17 protein-coding genes are annotated in these 18,477 nt (G+C 68.2%); 9 read left to right on the top strand and 8 right to left on the bottom strand.

Annotated features, from left to right (window positions below):
* Positions 1-13: 13 nt before the first annotated feature.
* The gene (gene hrcA, locus FOZ76_RS04395) at positions 14-1,018 is read right to left on the bottom strand and encodes a heat-inducible transcriptional repressor HrcA (protein WP_143946914.1); all 1,005 of its coding nucleotides are present in this window, start codon (positions 1,016-1,018) and stop codon (positions 14-16) included.
* A 121-nt stretch (positions 1,019-1,139) separates the two neighbouring features.
* Between hrcA and FOZ76_RS04400 the strand changes: the two genes are divergently transcribed.
* Genes FOZ76_RS04400 through FOZ76_RS04410 form a run of 3 tightly spaced genes read left to right on the top strand, consistent with a single transcriptional unit; the run spans position 1,140 to position 5,307 of the window.
* The gene (locus FOZ76_RS04400) at positions 1,140-2,066 is read left to right on the top strand and encodes an NAD kinase (RefSeq protein ID WP_143946915.1); all 927 of its coding nucleotides are present in this window, start codon (positions 1,140-1,142) and stop codon (positions 2,064-2,066) included.
* Positions 2,067-2,088: 22 nt separating this feature from the next.
* On the top strand, positions 2,089-3,729 hold the full coding sequence (gene recN / locus FOZ76_RS04405; RefSeq protein WP_143946916.1) for a DNA repair protein RecN: 1,641 nt from the start codon (positions 2,089-2,091) through the stop codon (positions 3,727-3,729).
* Between the two features lie 18 nt (positions 3,730-3,747).
* Positions 3,748-5,307, top strand: a complete 1,560-nt coding sequence (locus FOZ76_RS04410) for a class I adenylate-forming enzyme family protein (RefSeq protein ID WP_143946917.1) — start codon at positions 3,748-3,750, stop codon at positions 5,305-5,307.
* A 93-nt stretch (positions 5,308-5,400) separates the two neighbouring features.
* On the opposite strand, the gene FOZ76_RS04415 is transcribed toward FOZ76_RS04410, so the two are convergent.
* Positions 5,401-6,396, bottom strand: coding sequence for an AraC family transcriptional regulator (locus tag FOZ76_RS04415; protein ID WP_143946918.1), 996 nt, complete (start codon positions 6,394-6,396; stop codon positions 5,401-5,403).
* Between the two features lie 167 nt (positions 6,397-6,563).
* Here FOZ76_RS04415 and FOZ76_RS04420 point away from each other — a divergent pair, with 167 nt between their 5' ends.
* The 4 genes from FOZ76_RS04420 (at position 6,564) to FOZ76_RS04435 (ending at position 10,742) form a co-directional block, all read left to right on the top strand.
* A complete protein-coding gene (locus tag FOZ76_RS04420) occupies positions 6,564-7,412 on the top strand; it encodes a TauD/TfdA dioxygenase family protein (RefSeq protein ID WP_143946919.1) in 849 nt (282 codons plus the stop codon).
* A 116-nt stretch (positions 7,413-7,528) separates the two neighbouring features.
* Positions 7,529-8,587, top strand: a complete 1,059-nt coding sequence (locus FOZ76_RS04425) for a beta-keto acid cleavage family enzyme (protein ID WP_143946920.1) — start codon at positions 7,529-7,531, stop codon at positions 8,585-8,587.
* A 172-nt stretch (positions 8,588-8,759) separates the two neighbouring features.
* Positions 8,760-9,734, top strand: coding sequence for a Bug family tripartite tricarboxylate transporter substrate binding protein (locus tag FOZ76_RS04430; RefSeq protein ID WP_143946921.1), 975 nt, complete (start codon positions 8,760-8,762; stop codon positions 9,732-9,734).
* 36 nt (positions 9,735-9,770) lie between these two features.
* On the top strand, positions 9,771-10,742 hold the full coding sequence (locus FOZ76_RS04435; RefSeq protein WP_143946922.1) for a quinone oxidoreductase family protein: 972 nt from the start codon (positions 9,771-9,773) through the stop codon (positions 10,740-10,742).
* 75 nt (positions 10,743-10,817) lie between these two features.
* Here FOZ76_RS04435 and fur read toward each other — a convergent pair whose 3' ends face one another.
* On the bottom strand, positions 10,818-11,255 hold the full coding sequence (fur, locus tag FOZ76_RS04440) for a ferric iron uptake transcriptional regulator (protein ID WP_143946923.1): 438 nt from the start codon (positions 11,253-11,255) through the stop codon (positions 10,818-10,820).
* A gap of 76 nt (positions 11,256-11,331) precedes the next feature.
* Here fur and FOZ76_RS04445 point away from each other — a divergent pair, with 76 nt between their 5' ends.
* Together FOZ76_RS04445 and dapB are read left to right on the top strand one after the other, a co-directional pair.
* Positions 11,332-11,967: an outer membrane protein assembly factor BamE gene (locus tag FOZ76_RS04445; RefSeq protein ID WP_342781862.1), complete on the top strand. Its 636-nt coding sequence runs from the start codon at positions 11,332-11,334 to the stop codon at positions 11,965-11,967.
* A gap of 20 nt (positions 11,968-11,987) precedes the next feature.
* Positions 11,988-12,794 (top strand): 4-hydroxy-tetrahydrodipicolinate reductase, encoded by an 807-nt coding sequence (gene dapB / locus FOZ76_RS04450; RefSeq protein ID WP_211365998.1) that lies wholly within the window; start codon positions 11,988-11,990, stop codon positions 12,792-12,794.
* Between the two features lie 52 nt (positions 12,795-12,846).
* On the opposite strand, the gene FOZ76_RS04455 is transcribed toward dapB, so the two are convergent.
* The 5 genes from FOZ76_RS04455 to FOZ76_RS04475 form a co-directional block, all read right to left on the bottom strand.
* Complete coding sequence (locus FOZ76_RS04455; protein ID WP_143946925.1) at positions 12,847-13,854, bottom strand: RpnC/YadD family protein; 1,008 nt, start codon at positions 13,852-13,854, stop codon at positions 12,847-12,849.
* Between the two features lie 116 nt (positions 13,855-13,970).
* Positions 13,971-15,278 (bottom strand): TRAP transporter large permease, encoded by a 1,308-nt coding sequence (locus FOZ76_RS04460; protein ID WP_246129284.1) that lies wholly within the window; start codon positions 15,276-15,278, stop codon positions 13,971-13,973.
* Between the two features lie 79 nt (positions 15,279-15,357).
* Positions 15,358-15,981 (bottom strand): TRAP transporter small permease subunit, encoded by a 624-nt coding sequence (locus FOZ76_RS04465; protein WP_170235292.1) that lies wholly within the window; start codon positions 15,979-15,981, stop codon positions 15,358-15,360.
* A 16-nt stretch (positions 15,982-15,997) separates the two neighbouring features.
* Positions 15,998-17,077 carry a TRAP transporter substrate-binding protein gene (locus FOZ76_RS04470; protein ID WP_143946927.1) on the bottom strand — a complete coding sequence of 360 codons (1,080 nt, stop codon included), beginning with the start codon at positions 17,075-17,077 and terminating at the stop codon, positions 15,998-16,000.
* A gap of 22 nt (positions 17,078-17,099) precedes the next feature.
* On the bottom strand, positions 17,100-18,071 hold the full coding sequence (locus tag FOZ76_RS04475) for an isopenicillin N synthase family dioxygenase (protein WP_170235293.1): 972 nt from the start codon (positions 18,069-18,071) through the stop codon (positions 17,100-17,102).
* Positions 18,072-18,477: the final 406 nt, after the last annotated feature.

The raw sequence follows: 18,477 nt of genomic DNA on the forward strand, positions 1-18,477 counted from the left end.
CGACAGGCCCGGCTCATGAATGGTGGCTCAGCGCGTTCGAGAGCAGGCGCGACGTGATGTCGACGATCGGGATGACGCGCTCGTAGGCCATGCGCGTCGGGCCGATCACGCCCAGGGTGCCGACCACTCTGCCATCCACGCCGTAGGGAGCGGTGATGACCGTGACATCGTCCAGGGGCACCAGTTGGGAATCGCCGCCGATGTAGATCTGCACCCCCTGCGCACGGCTGGAGACGTCGAGCAGCTTGAGCAGCTCGGTCTTCTTCTCGAACAGGCCGAACATGCGGCGCAGGCGGTCCATGTCGGAGGTGATGTCCGCGACTTCCAGCAGCTTGGCGCCGCCCGAGATCACCACGTCGTCGGATTCGGTGGCCGCCTCGGTACCGGCTTCGACGGCGGCCTGCATCAGGGAGGAAATGTCGTCGCGCAGCCGGTCGACCTCGCACTGCAGCGCGGACCGGGCTTCGTCGAACGATTTGCCGCCGAAATGCGCGTTGAAGAAATTCGCCGCCTCCAGCAGCTCCTGGTCGCGGTAATCGCGCTGCACCGACAGGATGCGGTTCTGCACGTCGCCGTTGGGCGTGACGATGATGAGCAGCACGCGCCGGTCGGACAGCCGGATGAACTCGATCTGGCGGAACACCTGGGCCCGCTTGGGCGAGAGCACGACGCCGGCGAACTGCGAGAGGTTCGAGAGCAGCGCCGCGGCGGCGCTCACCGCGCGCTGCGGGTCGGCCACCGGCAGCATGTCGCGGATGTTGGCATGCGTCAGCTCGAAGGGCTGCACCGCGAGCATGGTGTCGACGAACACGCGATAGCCCTTGGGCGTGGGAATGCGCCCTGCCGAGGTGTGCGGGCTGTGGATCAGGCCCAGCTCCTCGAGGTCGGCCATCACATTGCGGATGGTGGCCGGCGACAGGTCGAAGACTTTGGATAGCGTACGCGAACCGACGGGGGTACCGTCCGCAATGTAGCGTTCGATCAGAACCTTCAACAGGGCACGCGCTCGATCATCCATGGCAGGTATTCTAGAACACACGGCAGCAGATGACAGGTATGGCTGCCAACGCGCAGTTCAAGGCCACGACGCCGGGCATCGCCCCCTATAATCAGCGACCAGGCACCTCTTGCGCAATCCCATGCTATTTCCCACCGTCGCCCTGATAGGCCGCCACAACGATGCCGGCATCGCCGGGCACCTGCTCGCCCTGGCCGGGCAGCTCAGCGACGCGGGCCGCGAGGTGCTCTTCGAGGCCGAGACAGCCGCCAACACGGGGGTCACCGCCTATCCCACCGCCACCGCGGCGCAAATCGGCGCGCGCGCTTCGCTGGCCATCGTGATCGGCGGCGACGGCACCATGCTCGGCGCCGCGCGCCGGCTGGCGCGCTTCAACGTGCCCCTGGTCGGCATCAACCATGGCCGCGTGGGCTTCGTCACCGACATCCGCCTGAGCGCGGCGGCCGACGCCATCCGCCAGGTGCTCGAGGGCCGCTACGAATCCGACGAGCGCATCCTGCTCGCGGGCACCGTGCGCCGGGGCGAGGATGTGCTCTACGAGGCCGAGGCGTTCAACGATGTCGTGCTCAGCCGAGCCGGCCGCGGCGGCATGATCGAGATGCACGTCAGCGTGAACGGCGCCAGCATGGCCACCATGCGCGCCGACGGCCTGGTCATTGCCACGCCCACCGGCTCGACCGCCTATGCCCTGTCGGCCAACGGGCCCATCCTGCATCCCGGCGTGCACGGCCTGGTGCTCGTGCCCGTCGCGCCGCAGGCGCTGTCCAACCGCCCCATCGTCCTGCCGTCCGATTGCGAAATCGAGATCACGCTGGTCTCCACCGGCCGCGTCGAGGCCGGCGCCAGCGCCCACTTCGACATGCAAACCTGGTCGCAGCTCACCGACGACGACCGCATCGTCGTGCGGCGCGCGGCGCACACCATCCGCCTGCTGCACCCGCTCGGCTACAGCTACTACGCCACGCTGCGCCAGAAACTCAACTGGAACCGCATGCCCTCGCAGGGCGACAGCGACGGCGAGGACGCCGCGTCCGGCTGTCCGGCCTGAGGCCCCCACCGCCCCGTATTCCATGCTGCGCTCACTGCACATCCGCGATTTCGTCATCGTCGATACCGCCGACATCGAGTTCGGGCCCGGCTTCACCGTCTTCTCCGGCGAGACCGGCGCCGGCAAGTCGATCCTGATCGATGCCCTCGCCCTGGCCCTGGGCGAGCGCACGGACGTCTCGGTCATCCGGGAAGGCGCGAGCCGTGCCGACATCAGCGCCGTGTTCGATCCCCCGCCCGGGTTGCGCGAGTGGCTGGCCGAACTCGGCCACGAGGGCGACACCCTGATCCTGCGCCGGGTGGTCGACACCGGCGGGCGCACGCGCGCCTTCGTCAACGGCGTGCCGGCCACGGTTGCGCAACTGCGCGAGCTCGGCGAACGCCTGCTCGACATCCACGGCCAGCACGCCCACCAGAGCCTGCTGCGCGGCGACGCGCAGCGCGACCTGCTCGACGACCATGGCGGCCATCACGAGCTGCGCGCGGCGGTCCGCGGCGCCTGGCACGACTGGCGCAGGCTCACCCGCCAGCTCGCCGAGCTGGAGCGCGACGCCCAGGGCCTGGCCAGCGAGCGCGAGCGCCTGCAATGGGAGTTCGAGGATCTCGACCGCATCGGTCTGGCCGCCGACGAATGGCCGCAGTTGCAGGCCGAACACGAGCGGCTCGCGCACGCGCAAAGCCTGATCGACGGCGTGGCGCAGACCCTCGCCCAGCTCGACGAGGCGGACGACAGCACCCACCATCAACTGGCCGCCGCGGCACAGCGCGTCGGCCAGCTCGCGCAGCACGATGCCGGCCTCGAGGGCGTGGCCGAGGCGCTCGAATCGGCGCGCATCGCGCTGGCCGAAGCCGTGTCCGATCTCAACAGCTATCTCGGCAAGCTCGAACTGGACCCTGCCCGCCTGGCCGAACTCGACGCGCGCATCCAGGCCATCATGGATGCCGCCCGCAAGTACCGCCTCGCACCCGAAGACATCCCCGCGCGTCACGCCGCCCTGCACGAGCGCCTGGAAACGCTGGAGCAGGCCCACGATCTGGACGGGCTGCGCCAGCGCGCCGGGGCCGCCGAACAGGCCTATCGCAAGGCGGCCGGCAAGCTGCGCCAGGCGCGCGGCAAGGCCGCCACCGCGCTCGGCCGCGCAGTCACCGAGGCCATGCAGACGCTGGCCATGCACGGCGGGCGCTTCGAGGTGGGCCTGATCGACGCGGAGCCCGGCCCGGCCGGCGACCAGGGCGTGGAGTTCCGCGTCGCCGGCCACGCCGGCACCACGCCGCGCCCGCTCGCCAAGGTCGCCTCGGGCGGCGAACTCGCACGCATCTCGTTGGCGCTGTCGGTCATCGCGAGCCAGGCGGCGCGCGTGCCCACCCTGATCTTCGACGAGGTCGACACGGGGGTGAGCGGCGCCGTGGCCGAAGTCGTCGGCCGCCTGCTGCGCTCGCTCGGCGCGCGCCACCAGGTGCTCTGCGTGACACACCTGCCGCAGGTCGCGGCCTGCGCCAATACCCAGTTCCAGGTAGCCAAGTCGCAGGCCGGCGGGGCCACCCGCTCGCACATCGCCCGGCTCGACGCCAATGGCCGCATCGACGAGATCGCGCGCCTGCTGGGCGGCATCGAGATCACCCATACGACGCGCCGCGCAGCGCGCGAAATGCTATCCAAGTAGAGTAGACAGGAGATACCCATGAGCACCACGACCGTGACGGATACGACGCCGGTGGATTCGGTCGCCCTGCGCATCGCGCGCACCGCCGCGCAACGCCCGCAGCATCGCGCATTGCTGCACAACGACGACGTACTCACCTACGCCGAACTGGACGCGCTGATGGACCGCATCGCAGCCGCCCTGCAGCGCGACGGTATCGAGCCCACCGGGCGCATCGCCATCTGCGCCACGAACTCCAATCCGTACGCAGCCGTCTACCTGGGCGCGCTGCGCGCCGGCGTCGCGGTCGCCCCGCTGCCACCATCCGCCGCCCCGGCCGCCCTCGCCGCCATGCTCGCCGATTCGGGCGCCCGGCATCTTTTCGTCGACAGCGGCACGGCGGCGAGCTTCGCCGAGCTGCCCGCGGGCGTGCGCCGCATCGCCCTGGACGACGCAGCCGCCGGCGCCGAGCCGCTGTCGGGCTGGCTGGCCCCCGAGGGCGCGAAGCCGGCCCCCGTGCAGCCGCTGGCCGGTTGGCCGTTCAACGTCATCTACTCGTCCGGCACCACCGGCACCCCCAAGGGCATCGTCCAGCCCTTCGGCATGCGCGCCGCCCAGCTACAGGGCGGCTCGTCCACGCTCACCGCCTACGGCCCGGACTCGGTCACGCTGCTGTCCACCCCGCTGTACTCGAATACCACCCTGGTCAGCTTCTTCTCGACCATGGGCAACGGCGGCACGACGGTCTTCATGGGCAAGTTCGACGTTGCGCAGTACCTCGCCCTGGCCGAACGTCACCGCATGACCCATACCATGCTGGTGCCCGCCCAATACCAGCGCCTGATGGCCTACCCCGATTTCGACAAGTTCGACCTGTCGTCCACCCAGGTCAAGCAGTGCACCAGCGCGCCCTTTCGCGCCGAACTCAAGGCCGAGGTGCTGCGCCGCTGGCCCGGCCGGCTGATCGAGTCCTACGGCATGACCGAAGGCGGCGGCGTGTGCATTCTGGAATGCGACCGCTACCCGGACAAGCTGCACACCGTCGGCAAGCCCGCACCCAAGCACCAGATCCTCCTGCTCGACGACGAAGGCCGACCGGCCCGGCCCGGCGAACAGGGCGAGATCGTCGGCCGTTCCGGCGCCATGATGACGGGCTACCTCAACCTTCCGGAGAAGACCGCCGAGGCGGTGTGGTTCGACGAGCACGGCAACCGCTACATCCGCACCGGCGATGTCGGCCGCTTCGACGCCGACGGCTTCCTGCAACTGGTCGACCGCAAGAAGGACATGATCATCTCGGGTGGCTTCAACATCTACCCGAGCGACATCGAGGCCGAAGTGCGCAAGCACCCCGATGTGGCCGACGTGAGCGTGGTCGGCGTCGTGTCCGAGCGCTGGGGCGAAACCCCGGTCGCCTTCGTGGTGCTGCGCGACGGCGCGGCGTGCGATGCCGCCACGCTGCTCGGCTGGGCCAACGAGCGCCTGGGCAAGATGCAGCGGCTCGCCGACGTGCGCCTGATCGACGAACTGCCCCGCAGCGCCATCGGCAAGGTGCTCAAGCGCGAGCTGCGCGACGCTTACGACGGGCAGATCGCCTGAGCGCGGGCGGAGGCACGCCGCCGCCCGGCCGCGCGTTGGCCGGGATCGGCAACCGGCCGGCCAGCGCCGGCCAGCGCGACAGTTAGGGCCTGTTCAGCCGCGGGCATGCTCGCGCCATGCCTGCGGTGATTCGCCAAAGCGCGCCCTGAACCAGCGCGTGAACGCGCTATGGCTGCCATAGCCGAGCATGGCGGCGACCTGGCCGATGCTGTGGCGCGGGTTGGCGACATAGCGCTGCGCGAGGTCCTGGCGCACGCTGTCCAGCAGTTCGGAGAAGCTCAGGCCTTCCCGGTCCAGCTCGCGCTGCAACGTGCGCACGCTGCGGCCCATACCTTGCGCAATGCTCGCACAGGTCGCATGGCTGAACGGCAGCGCGAGGTAGAGCGCCTGGCGCACCTGCTGGCCGACGCGGGCCGAGCCCTGCGGCGGCATCGCCTCCAGCACCTTGCGGGCGTAGTGGACCAGCACCGGATCGGCCAGCGGGTTGGGTTCGTCCAGGTCGGCCCCGCGGCACACGATGCCGTTGAACTCGGCGTCGAACTCGACGCGGCAGCGAAACAGCCGGGCATGCGTGCCGCCGTCCTTGGGCGCCGAGTGACTGAAACACACGCGCTGCGGCCGCCAGCACTGCCCCAGCAGGCTTTCGCCCATGCGAAACAGCACGCCGATCGCCAGCTCGATGGACTGGCGCATGGGGCCGGCCGAAGCCATGTCCTCGCGCAGGACGACGACACCGCCCGCCTCCTCCATCTGTATCGCCAGCGACTGGTTCAGCAGGTGCGCGTGCTCGATCAGCGTCTTGAACACGTGGCGCAAGGTGGGCTGGTGCAGCAGGAGCAGGCTGACCGCGCCGAAATTCGAGAGTTGCCGGGACTGCGCCATCCGCAGGCCGAAGGACTCGCACTGCGTGGCGCGCGCCGCGTCCTCCAGCAGCCGGGCGGCCAGGGCAACGTCGATCAGTTGGTCCTGCTGCCGGATCAGCGCAGGCCGCAGGCCGGCCTGGCGCAGCGCCCGCTCGGGGTCGTCGCCCAGGGCCCGAAAGACCTCAGTGAAATTGGTCAACGCGGCTGCACGCACCAGGGTGGACATGCTGATTCTCCTGCCCGGAGCTGGGATTCTGGCACGAAATGCACAAGCGGTGGCATGAATTGCACAACGCGCCCGGCCTGACCTTCCTAAAGTATGGCTACGTAAGTATGGCTACGTAAGAGCAAGCCCGATGCAGGCTTGGCCTACGACAAGGACTGGAGACAAGCATGCGCCTGGAAGCCCTCACCTGCGCCATCGGCGCCGAGCTCTTCGATGTCAATCTCGCCGATGCGGCACGCGACGATGCGCTCTTCGCGCAGATCAAGGCGATGCTGCTCAGGTACAAAGTCCTGTTCCTGCGCAACCAGGACATCAGCCGCGCCGAGCACGTTGCCTTCGCGCGCCGCTTCGGCGAGCTGGAAGACCATCCCGTGGTCGGCGGCGACCCGGATCACCCCGGCCTGGTCTGCATCTACAAGTCGCCCGAGCACCCCAACGACCGCTACGAGAACTCCTGGCACTGCGACGCCACCTGGCGCGTAGCGCCGCCCATGGGCTGTGTGCTGCGCTGTGTCGAATGCCCGCCCGTGGGCGGCGACACCATGTGGGCCAACATGGCGCTGGCCTACGAACGGCTGCCCCAACATATCAAGGCGCTGATCGCGCCGCTGCGGGCGCGCCACAGCATCGAGGCCACCTTCGGCGCCGCCATGCCCATCGAGAAGCGGCTGGCCCTCAAGGCGCAGTACCCGGACGCCGAGCACCCCGTCGTGCGCACCCATCCCGAAACCGGCGAGAAGGTGCTGTTCGTCAACGGCTTCACCACGCACTTCACCAACTTTCACACCGCCGCCAACGTGCGCTTCGGCCAGGATTTCACCCAGGGCGCCTCCGGCCTGCTGCAGTATCTGATCAGCCAGGCCGCCATTCCCGAGTACCAGGTGCGCTGGCGCTGGCAGCCCCATAGCGTGGCGATCTGGGACAACCGCGCGACCCAGCACTACGCGGTGATGGACTACCCGCCCTGCCACCGCAAGATGGAGCGTGCCGCGATCGTCGGCGCACCCACGTTCTGAGCCGCCAACCGCACCCCCCCACCGCGGACCGGCTCGACGGCGCTCGCAGCGCCGGCGCACGGACCGCACTTCCAGGATGACGAGCCACGCTCGATGACCTCGCAACGGAGACACGCATGAACTTTCTCGACGGCCACCTTTTCCCCGAGAACCAGCAGCCGCTGATCATCACCGCCGCGCCCTACGCGCCCTCGTGGCTGCCCTCGGACTTTCCTGGCGAGATCGCCGTGACCATGGAAGAGCAGATCCAGAAGGCGGTGGACTGCTACAACGCCGGCGCCACGGTGCTGCACCTGCATGTGCGCGAACTGGACGGCAAGGGCAGCAAGCGACTCTCGAAGTTCAACGAACTGATCGCCGGCGTGCGCGAGCGCGTGCCGGAGATGATCATCCAGGTCGGTGGCTCGATCAGCTTCGCGCCCGAGACCGACGGTGCCGCGGCCAAGTGGCTCTCCGACGACACGCGCCACATGCTGGCCGAGCTCGATCCCAAGCCGGACCAGGTGACGGTGACCATCAACACCTCGCAGATGAACATCCTGGAGCAGTTCGACGCCAGGGACATCGCAGGCACCTCGATGGAGGAACCGGCGGTCTTCAATGCCTACAAGGAAATGACCGTGCCGGCGCAGCCGGGCTGGGCCGAGGAGCACATCCGCCGCCTGAGCGCCGCGGGCATCCAGAGCGCCTTCCAATGCTACAACCTGAACAGCTTCGAATCGGTCGAGCGGCTGATGCGCCGCGGCATCTACAAGGGCCCGCTGGTCATGAACTGGGTGGCCATCGGCGGAGGCATGGACACGCCCAGCGTCTACAGCCTGGCCAACTTCGTGCGCGCCGTGCCCGACGGCGCGGTGCTGACGGTGGAGAGCTCGGTGCTCAACGTGCTGCCGGTCAACATGATGGGCATCGCCATGGGGCTGCACGTGCGCTGCGGCACCGAGGACAACCTGTGGAACCAGGACCGCAGCGCCAAGATCGGGACGGCGGCGCAGATCGAGCAATTGGTGCGCATCGCCCGGGAATTCGGCCGCCCCATCGCCACGGCCCGGCAGGCGCGCGAGATCAGCCGGATCGGGGTGTTCTACGACACCGTGGAGGAGACGCTGGCGGCCAACGGCTTCGCGCCCAACCGCGACGGGTGCCAGCAGGGATTCCTGCGCAAGGTGGCCTGAAGGCCGCGTGCGGCTGCGCCATCGCAGCGTCACCGTGCCGGGCCGCGCAAGGCCGGCGCTGCCGCCTCGCGCGGCCCGGCGCCGACAGGCAAAGCCCGCCCCCGCGTCCAGGCACGGCGCCTTCGTCTGAACGAACACCCGATCCCAGCATCCACCTCCAGGTCATCCCGCCATGAAACGCCTGTCCTGTCTTGCCACCCTCTCGATGGCGCTCGCCGCCCTCGCGCCTGCACCGGCCGCCCTCGCATTCGGCGACAAACCCGTGAAGCTCGTCGTGCCCGCACCCGCGGGCGGGACCATGGATATCTTTGCGCGCATCGTCAGCGACCAACTGTCCCACGAAATCAAGCAGCCCGTCATCGTCGAGAACAGGCCCGGCGCGGGCGGTGCGATCGCCGTCAAGCACCTGTTGTCGCAGCCCGCCGACGGCAATACCCTGCTGATCACGGTCACGAACATCCTGACCGAAGTTCCGCACGTGCTCGACGGCGGATTCGACGCGATGACCGACGTCAAGCCGGTGGCGCAGATGGCGCGCTCGGTCATGCTCTTCATCGCCTCGCCGCAATTCGAGGCCGACGATGCCCGGGGCGCCATCGACTACGTGAAGGCGCATCCCGGCTCGGTCTCCTTCGCCTCGTACAGCCAGGGCACGGCATCGCATTATGCCGGCGCCATCCTCAACCAGAAGGCGAGTCTGGACATGCAGCACGTACCGTTCGCAGGCTCGGCGCCCGCATTGACGCAGGTCATGGGCAACCAGATCCCGCTGATGTTCGACGGTTCCGTGACCTCCAAGCCCCTGATCGCGAGCGGCAGGGTCAAGCTGCTGGGCGTCGCCTACCGGGACCGCCTGCCGGAGTATCCCGAAGTGCCGACGATGGCCGAACTGGGCTACCCGGAGATCGATTTCAGCAACTGGGCGGGCGTCTTCGCGTCGGGCACAACGCCGCCCGAACTGATGCAGAAAATGCACGCTACGTTCGCCAAGCTCAACGCTTCGCCCATCATGAGCGAACGCTACGCGAGCACGGGCTTCGAGATCGTGCGGGCCCAGCGCACGCAGGAACAGCTCGCAGGCGACCTGCGCGCCGAGTTCGAGCGCAATGCGGGCATCGTGAAGAATTTCGGCATCCAACTGAACTGACCTGCCCGCCCCCCCAGAAAACGCAAGGAGATTCCCATGGTCAAGGCGATCCGATTCCACGAAACCGGCGGCCCTGAAGTCCTGAAACTCGAAGACGTGGCCGTCGGAGAACCCGGCGCCGGACAGGTGCGCGTGCGACACAGCTACATCGCGGTCAATTTCATCGACGTCTACTTTCGCACCGGCCGCTATCCCCTGGCGCTGCCCAACGGCCTGGGCTCGGATGCGGTCGGCGTGGTCGAAGCCGTGGGCCCGGGCGTGACCGAGGTCGAGGTCGGCCAGCGCGTGGGCTACCTGATCGGCCCTCAAGGTGCGTACGCCCAGGCGCGCACGATGCCGGCCGACGTCCTGATCCCGCTGCCGGACGGCATCGCCGAGCGCACCGCCGCCACGTTGATGATGAAGGGCATGACGGCGCAATACCTTTTTCGCCAGGTCTATCCGCTCCATGGCGGAGAAACCATCCTCTATCACGCCGCCGCCGGGGGGGTGGGACTGATCGCCTGCCAGTGGGCGCGCGCCATGGGTGTAACCATGATCGGCACCGTCAGTACCGACGAAAAGGCAGAGATCGCCAGGGCCCACGGCTGCGCGCACACGATCGTCACCGCGCGCGAGAACATCGTCGAGCGCGTCAGGGAAATCACGAACGGCAAGGGCGTGCCCGTGGTCTACGACTCGGTGGGGCGGGACACGCTGATGGACTCGCTGGACTGCCTGCAGCCGCGCGGCGCGCTGGTGAGCAACGGCACCTCCTCGGGATCGGTCGTCGTGGACTCGCAGCTACTGGCTGCCAAGGGGTCGATCTGGATGACGCGGCCCGCGATGATGCACTACATCCAGCCGCGCGCGCACATGCTGGAGATGGCCCGGGAGCTGTTCGAGCACGTGCTGGCCGGACGCATCGTCAGCGAACCCCAGCAGAGCTTTGCGCTGGCCGACGCCGCCGAGGCGCATCGCGCCCTGGAAGGCCGCCGCACCACCGGCTCGACCGTACTCGTACCCTGATCCCAGGCGGGTCACGCGCTGGCAGCGCCTGCCCGCCCGGGCGCCAAGCGGGCCCGGGGCAGGCACGACCGGACCTCAGCCCACGTGGCCGCCCTTGCCGCGCGCAGCGCATTGCGGGCAGATGCCGTACAGTGCCATGGCGTGTCCGGTCAACACGAAGTTGTGCTCCTTGGCCACCAGGTGCTGGCGGCGCTCGATCTCTGCGTCGTAGAACTCCTCGACGCGTCCGCAATTCGTGCAGACGAGGTGGTCGTGGTGATCGCCCTCGTTCAGCTCGAACACGGCCTTGCCGCTGTCGAACTGGCTGCGCGAGAGCAGACCGGCCTGCTCGAACTGGGTGAGCACGCGATACACCGTGGCCAGGCCGATCTCGACGTTCTCGGCCATGAGGGCCCGATAGACGTCTTCGGCGCTCATGTGGCGCTCGGTACCGCTGCGGAAGATATCGAGGATCTTCAGCCGCGGATACGTGGCCTTCAGGCCCATGCTCTTGAGTTCGTTCTGGTCGGACATGGCAAATTCCCTGCTTGCGGCTTCAGCCGTTATGATACCGTTTTTGCCGGACTACCCCGAGACAGGCTCCCATATCGTGTCATCTTCGAGCTTCATTGGCGGGCGCCGCGCAGCGCGCCTGGCTTGCGTCGCGCTGGCCGCGGCCACCCTTGCCGCCTGCGGCGCCGTCGACCGTACTGGCCGCGCGTTCTGGCAGCCCTACCGCCCCAACATCCAGCAGGGCAACTGGGTCACGTCCCAGCAGATCGCCCAGCTACGGCCCGGCATGACGCGCGAGCAGGTGCGCTACGTGCTCGGCACGCCGACCCTGACGCCGCTGTTCCACGCCGACCGCTGGGAATATCCCTACTTCCTGAAGCCGGGCTACGGCCAGGTGCAGGAGCGCCACTTCACGGTGTACTTCGACGGCGACATCCTCGCGCGCTGGGACGGCGATCCCCAGCCCAACCTGCAGCCGTTCCAGCAACCGCGCGAAGGCGAGCAGGCCTTCAGCCCGCTGCCCGAGCCGGGCGCCGTGGTCGGCAGCATCGACGGGCTGGGCGCCGGCGCCGTCGTGCCGCCGCCGGCCGAACGCGAGGACACCGAAACCCAGCAGGCCGAGCAGCCCCAAGCCGTGCGCAACCCCATGCTTCAACTGCAGAAGGCCCCCGTCGCCAGCCCCTCCTCCGTGCCGAGCGCGGGCGGATCGGGCGGCACGGTGCCGCTGCGCTGAGCCCTCACCCTGTTCCGCACATGAGCAACACCATCCGCGTCGCCGTCGCCGGCGCCAGCGGCCGCATGGGCCGCGAACTCATCGACGCCGTTCTGCAGGCGCCCGACCTGTCCCTTGCCGTGGCCCTGGACCGCGCCGGCAGCCCCGGCCTGGGGCAGGACGCCGGGGCTTTCCTGGGCCAGCACACCGGCGTCGTCATCACCGACGACCCGGCTGCGCTCGCCGACGCCGATTGCCTGATCGATTTCACCCGACCCGAAGGCACGCTGGCGCATCTGGCGGCCTGCGTCGAGCACGCCACCAACGTCGTCATCGGCACCACGGGCTTCGACGATGCCGGCAAGGCGGCCATCGCCCAGGCCGCGCAGCGCATCGGCGTGGTCTTCGCGCCCAACATGAGCGTCGGCGTGAACACCACGCTCAAGCTGCTCGAGCTTGCCGCGCGCATGCTGCCCGACTACGACGTCGAAGTATTCGAGGCGCATCACAGGAAGAAGGTCGACGCCCCCTCGGGCACGGCGCTGAAGATGGGCGAGGTCGTCGCCCAGGCCCGGGGCAAGTCGCTGGACGACGTCGCCGACTGGGCGCGCCACGGCCACACCGGCGAACGCGAGCCCGGACGCATCGGTTTCTCGGTGGTGCGCGGCGGCGACATCGTGGGCGATCACACCGTCTTCTTCTGCGGCACCGGCGAGCGCATCGAGATCACCCACCGCTCGAGCAGCCGCGCCAACTACGCGCAGGGCAGCCTGCGCGCCGTGCGGTACCTGGCCGGCCATGCGCCGGGCCTGTTCGACATGCAGCAGGTGCTGGGCCTGGACGGCTGAACGCAGATCGCCGTTCGCGGGCTGTCGAGCGGCCCGCGAACATCGCGTCCGGTCAGCCGAACACGTCGTCGAGCGAGCGCGCTTCCAGTACCCGCATCAGCCACGCGAGCAGCACATCCGGCGCGGCGTCCCCGATGCGTGCACGCACATCGGGCGGCAAGGCGCCGAAGCGCTGTTCGAGCTGGGCCGCCAACGCTTCCCGCACGCCGTCGGCCCGGCCCTGCTCGCGCCCCATGACCAGGCCTTTCTCCAGGCCCTTCTGAATCCCTACCCGCTCCACGCTGGTGACATAGGCCACGTCATATTCTCCTTCCAGGCGGGCGATGGCCTCGGTGTATGCCAGCCGCTCGAGCGGCGGCAGGGTGAGGACCCCGTCGATGAAAACGAAGAGGCGGTGCACATCGCTCTCGCCGTAGCCATGCTGATAGAGCAGGCGTGTCAGTTCGGTCTTGCGCCGCAATCGGGCCGCAGGCGCGCGCTCGGCGAGGCCGCTGGAGGCCAGATCGGCCAGCACGACGATCGCGAACGGATTGTGCGCCGCAAGCGACAGCAGTTCGGCCTGTCGGCCACGCCAGTCTGCCAAATGTACCACCGGGAAGGCAAACTCCAGATGGCCGAACCGTCCCTGCAAGGGCGCCAGCCGATAGGTCAGCATGGGCGGCCCAGCGGGCGAGCGGGTTGCAATGCCCAGATGGATGGCCTCGCGCCCCGGATGGCGATCACGCAGCCGATAGTGGTAGGTGTACATGCGCGAGAGAAACGCGTGATCCACCCTGCCCTGCACCTCGATGTGGATGAAAAGCTGGGCCGTCCCGCCGCCGCGCAGGTGCACGTCGACGAGCTTGTCGACGTGGCGGCGCCCGCGTCTGCGCGCGCCCGCCAGGCGCTGCAGTTCCTTGTCACGGAATACGGGCGGCGTGGACCAGTCCACCTCGGCGTGAAGTTCTGGCCAGAATAGCGCCAGACAGGCGCCGACATAGGCATCGAGCGCGTCTTTCCAGCGGCCATCGTAGTCCGGCGTATCGCGGGCTTGCGGCGGCGTGACGACGGGAGTGCGCATGCGCGGATCCGGAGTGCAAAGACGCCAGCCTATGCGCACGGCGGCGTCAGCGCGCGCGTGGTGCGGCGCTTCATGCGCACCGCCGCCGCGCCGCCACCATGGAACAACGCGCCCGCTCAGCGGCCGAACATGAGGCTCGGCAGCCACAGCGCCACCGCCGGCACGTGAATCAGCACCGCGGTCATCAGGATCATCGCCGCCAGGAAAGGCAGCGTTCCCGCGAACACTTCGCGGATGCTGCCTTCCCCGCGGACCGCCTGGATCACGTAAAGCGTCATGCCGACCGGCGGGCTGAGCAGCGACATCTCGGTCATCAGGACGATGAAGACGCCGAACAGGATGGGGTCGATGCCTGCCGCGGCCACGATGGGGAACAGGATGGGCACGGTGCCGACCAGCATCGGCAGGGTCTCGAAGAAAATGCCGAGCAGGAAATAGAAAACGGCCAGGCACCACAGCAGCACGATGGGCGACACCTCCATGCCGCCGACCACGCGCGACAAAGCCTGTGCCACGCCCAACTGGCTGAGCACGAAGTTCAGGTAGAACGCGACCGACAGGATCAGGATGCTCATCGCGGTCAGCCGCATGGTCGCGCGAAAGGCGTCGTGCAGCAGGCCCACCGACAAGGTTCCGTAGAGCGCGCAGAAGACGACAGCCAGCATCACGCCGATCGCCGCGCTCTCGGTGACGGTGGCCCAACCCGTATAGATGGCCCCCATGACCACCACGAAGATGACCGTAGGCCCCGCAAGATAGCGGCTGCGGCGCAGTTTGTCCCGCAGGCTGAGCGGCTGGGGACGCGCACCCGTCAAGCCCGGCCGCGCGCGGGCGATGATGTAGATCGTCAGCAGGAACAAGAGCGCCATGAGCAGGCCGGGCACCATGCCGGCGGCATACAGCCGCCCCGCGGAGGTATTGGTCATGGCGCCATAGATCAGGAACGCGATGCCAGGCGGGATCAGGTTGCCCAGGCTTGCGCCGGCGGCTATCGAGCCCAGCACCAGTCGCGGGTCATAGCCCTGCTGCCGGAAGTTGGGCAAGGCCACGGTCGAGATGGTGGCGGCCGTCGCCACGGACGATCCGGATACGGCGGAGAACATGGCCGAGGCTGCGATATTGGAATGCAGCAGGCCGCCCGGCATACGTCCGAACCAGTCGCTCAACGAGCCATACATCTTGTCCGTCGAGCCTCCCCTTACCAGCAGCTCGCCCAGAAGGATGTACAGCGGAATCGACAGCAGAAGCGGATCCTCGGTCGCCGCCCAGATCTGGGTACCCACCGCGTGGACCGCCGCAGGGCCGATCCAGACGGCGGCCGCGACGACCGCCACGGCGAACATCGCGACTGCGATGTGCAGGCCGAGGAACATCAGCGTCAGCATGGCCGCGAAGATGACCGCCGACATGGCGATCGCGCTCACCGGGCTACCCTCCCGTCGCTGCGCGACGTCCTTCCCGCGGCAGACGCGTCAGCGCCTGCAGGCAGCGGGGGGGTGGCGCTCACGACTGCACCTTCGGCGCGAGCGTTGCCGTAGCCGGTCGCGCCGCAGCCGGTTCGCGAACTTCGAGCCCCGCCTCGGCGCGGATTTCCTCCTCCAGCGAGGGCGGGCCGAAGCGCTGGTTGACCGCGGCGGGCCCCTTGCTCACGGCGAGTACGATCGACTCGACGCACAGAACCAGCGCCGTCAGGAAGAACAGCACGAGCCCCGCCAGCCAGACGGCCTGCGGCACGTAGAGCGGCGCCTGCAGCGGCGACGTGGAGCGCGACTGGAACTCCAGGGACTCCTCGAGGACGCGCCAGCCGCCCTCGGCCAGGAGGCCGGCCAGGATCGCAAGCAGGACCATGGCAGTCACGTTCAGGACACAGCGCATCCGCACAGGCAGGCGATTCAGGACGAAGTCCACGCGCGTGTGGCTGCGGCTGAGCAAGGCGCCTGAATAGCCCACGGCAGCCACCACCGCCAGCGTGTAGCCGCCGACCTCGTCGATGCCCTGGATGCTGGTCTGCAGGAACTTGCGCGCCACGATCTCGATGCATACCACCGTGGCATACATGAGCAGCCACCAGCCGGCGGCCAGCGCTATCCGGTCCGTCACCCGCGCCATCAGGAATGTGAATCGCATGCTGCGCGCTCCGGCGTCAGGGAATGGCCACGCCCATCGAGGCGCCGACCGTGCCGTTCCAGGTGGCCGAGCATGTGGGCTCGATGGCATCGCAGGTTTTCTTCCATGCCGGCAGGACGGCCTCCTGCACGGCCTTTTTCACGATGTCCTGGTCGGCCGCAGCCACCGGCGCCAGCCCCATCGAAAAGCGGGTGAAGGGCGACGCGCATTCGCCCTGGCCCGTGTTGCACTCGATCCCGCGCGCTTCCAGCGATTCGGCGAGCTGCCACAACCGCTCCTCCAGCAGGTCGAACTGTGCGGTGAGCTTTGCCTGCTCCTCGGGCGAGAACTTGTTCCAGGTGTTCAGGTTGATGAAATGGCCCTGCACCGAGCTGGACAGGCCCAGCGGCAGCAGGCGATCGGTGATCTCGGGCCACTTGTTCAGGTTGCCGGCCCACGCAGCGCTGATTGCGCACTCGACCACGCCACGCTCCAGCGCGGGATAGACCTCGGGCGTCGGCATGGTCACGCCCACGCCGCCCAATTGCGAAACCAGGGCGGACATCGATGCCGTGAACACCCGGACCTTGCGCCCCTTGAGGTCGGCCACACCGGCGAGCGGGGACTTGCAGAAAATGACCTGCGGACCGAAAGGCCAGAGGGTCAGGACTTTCGCGTTGAAGCGCTTCTGCAGACGCTGATCCAGCACCTCCCGGTAAGCATCGACGGCTTTGCGGATGGATGCCATATCCGTGGCCACACCGACCAGATCGATACCTTCGATGAAGGGGTCGTCGCGAGCGGCCTGGCCGATCTGGACCGACATCACGTCGAAAGTCCCGTTGCGCAGCAAACGCAAAGCGTCGGCATTCTGGATGCCCGCCACGTCGGCCGGCGTGATCGTCGCCTTGAGATCGACGCCCGAGGTCTGCGCCAGTTGCTCGAAGAACTCGCGTTCGATGGGCACGTGAAAGCCGGTATTCGACGTCTGCCCCACGGCGCGCAGGGTCACCTGGGCCTGGGCATGCGCGTGAGCCAGCGTGGCGGCCGCACCCACCACGAGCACGGCGATGCCGCGCGTGAAACTGCGATCAAGACGACGGAAGGATCGGATCATGTTCGGACTCGGCTACAGGGATTCAGGAGACGCGGTTCGCCCGGCGGAACTTCTCGAGACGATGTTCCCCGGCCAGGATGGGCGGATACTTGGCCGTCCCGTCGTCCAGGCAACTGGGAATGCATTCGATGAGGGCATCGAAGTTCGCGTTGTGAAAGAACACGATCGATAGCCGGCGGCTGTTCCCGCTGGCGTCGGCAGGCGGATTGGCCACCCGGTGCAGGTTGGACAGCCACTTGTCGTTGGTCCAGCGCTGCATCAGGTCGCCGATGTTGATGACGAAGGCGTCGGGAACCGTCAGCACATCGATCCATTCGCCCGCCCGGGTACGCACCTGCAGCCCGCCGGGCTTGTTCTCCGACAGGAGGATGGTCAAGGTCCCGTAGTCGGTATGCGCGCCGGCGCGCAGTTGCTGCTCCTGCGCGGCATGGGACGTCTCGAAGTAGTCCACCGCGGCCAGACTGCTGGGCGAGTGGTCGATCCGCTTGACGAAGAAGTCTTCCGGCAGATCCAGCGCGAGCGCGAAGACGCGCATCAGCCGGTCCGCCAGCGCCAGCAGTTCGTCGAAGTAGCGGGCCCAGACTTCCTGCATCCTCGGGAAGCCCTCGGGCCAGTAGTTCGGCGCGAAATGGATGGCCGCATCCGGGTTGGACGGGTCCACATCCTCCGGTGGACGCTGCAGCCCCATGGAGAACACTTCCTTGCGGTCGGGCGGCGTGGCGTGCCCCGTGCTCTTGGCCAGGGCCACCTCGCCGTACGGGAAGAAGCCGCGGTTGTGATCAGGATGCCTGCGATGCGCCGTTGCCTTCTGCGCGGCGGGCAATCCGAAGAACGCCTTCGACACTGCCCGCATGTCCTCGATGAGCGCAGCCGGGACACCGTGCCCCGTTATCGTGAAAAATCCGATGTCCTGCGCCGCCCGGGCCACCTGCCGGGCGATTGCCGCCCTGCCGCCCGGCGAAGCGTATCCGGACATGTCGACAACGGGAACCATGATGCCCATCTCCATTCGGTTGCACCGCATACGGCAATACGCGCACCTTCATGGCGGAACAATGCAAGAACTGCGCCAACTCGAAGGGGATGGATACATGCGTGGCAGCCCCATCCGGCGGCCCGATCCGGCGGGCCCGCAGGCAAGCAGGCTGCCGGCGCCCACGCCCGGCCCCACACCCGTGCATCGACCGGCCGTTCGGGGTGCACAGCCTCCCGTCGTTGGTGCGCGCTCATGGGTGCGCACGCGCTCGATGCCCGGGCACCCTGTCTGTCGAGCCGCAACGAGCCTGCGCCTTGCCCGCCGGAACACTGCGCACCGGAGCGCCATACGCGCATGATGTCTTATATAAGACACAAGAGTTTGCCCCGAAGGCCCTGGCGAACTACAATGCGGGCGACCCTCC

Source organism: Verticiella sediminum (assembly GCF_007558815.1).
GTDB classification, from domain to species: Bacteria; Pseudomonadota; Gammaproteobacteria; order Burkholderiales; family Burkholderiaceae_B; genus Verticiella; species Verticiella sediminum.

What these genes read in the sequence shown, in the direction of transcription:
- FOZ76_RS04420 (WP_143946919.1), top strand. Translation starts at nt 6,564, where the DNA reads ATGCGCCTGGAAGCCCTCACCTGCGCCATCGGCGCCGAGCTCTTCGAT.
- FOZ76_RS04425 (WP_143946920.1), top strand. Translation starts at nt 7,529, where the DNA reads ATGAACTTTCTCGACGGCCACCTTTTCCCCGAGAACCAGCAGCCGCTG.
- FOZ76_RS04475 (WP_170235293.1), bottom strand. Translation starts at nt 18,071, where the DNA reads ATGGTTCCCGTTGTCGACATGTCCGGATACGCTTCGCCGGGCGGCAGG.
- FOZ76_RS04430 (WP_143946921.1), top strand. Translation starts at nt 8,760, where the DNA reads ATGAAACGCCTGTCCTGTCTTGCCACCCTCTCGATGGCGCTCGCCGCC.
- dapB (WP_211365998.1), top strand. Translation starts at nt 11,988, where the DNA reads ATGAGCAACACCATCCGCGTCGCCGTCGCCGGCGCCAGCGGCCGCATG.
- fur (WP_143946923.1), bottom strand. Translation starts at nt 11,255, where the DNA reads ATGTCCGACCAGAACGAACTCAAGAGCATGGGCCTGAAGGCCACGTAT.
- FOZ76_RS04465 (WP_170235292.1), bottom strand. Translation starts at nt 15,981, where the DNA reads ATGCGATTCACATTCCTGATGGCGCGGGTGACGGACCGGATAGCGCTG.
- FOZ76_RS04455 (WP_143946925.1), bottom strand. Translation starts at nt 13,854, where the DNA reads ATGCGCACTCCCGTCGTCACGCCGCCGCAAGCCCGCGATACGCCGGAC.
- hrcA (WP_143946914.1), bottom strand. Translation starts at nt 1,018, where the DNA reads ATGGATGATCGAGCGCGTGCCCTGTTGAAGGTTCTGATCGAACGCTAC.
- FOZ76_RS04470 (WP_143946927.1), bottom strand. Translation starts at nt 17,077, where the DNA reads ATGATCCGATCCTTCCGTCGTCTTGATCGCAGTTTCACGCGCGGCATC.
- FOZ76_RS04415 (WP_143946918.1), bottom strand. Translation starts at nt 6,396, where the DNA reads ATGTCCACCCTGGTGCGTGCAGCCGCGTTGACCAATTTCACTGAGGTC.
- FOZ76_RS04400 (WP_143946915.1), top strand. Translation starts at nt 1,140, where the DNA reads ATGCTATTTCCCACCGTCGCCCTGATAGGCCGCCACAACGATGCCGGC.
- FOZ76_RS04435 (WP_143946922.1), top strand. Translation starts at nt 9,771, where the DNA reads ATGGTCAAGGCGATCCGATTCCACGAAACCGGCGGCCCTGAAGTCCTG.
- recN (WP_143946916.1), top strand. Translation starts at nt 2,089, where the DNA reads ATGCTGCGCTCACTGCACATCCGCGATTTCGTCATCGTCGATACCGCC.
- FOZ76_RS04410 (WP_143946917.1), top strand. Translation starts at nt 3,748, where the DNA reads ATGAGCACCACGACCGTGACGGATACGACGCCGGTGGATTCGGTCGCC.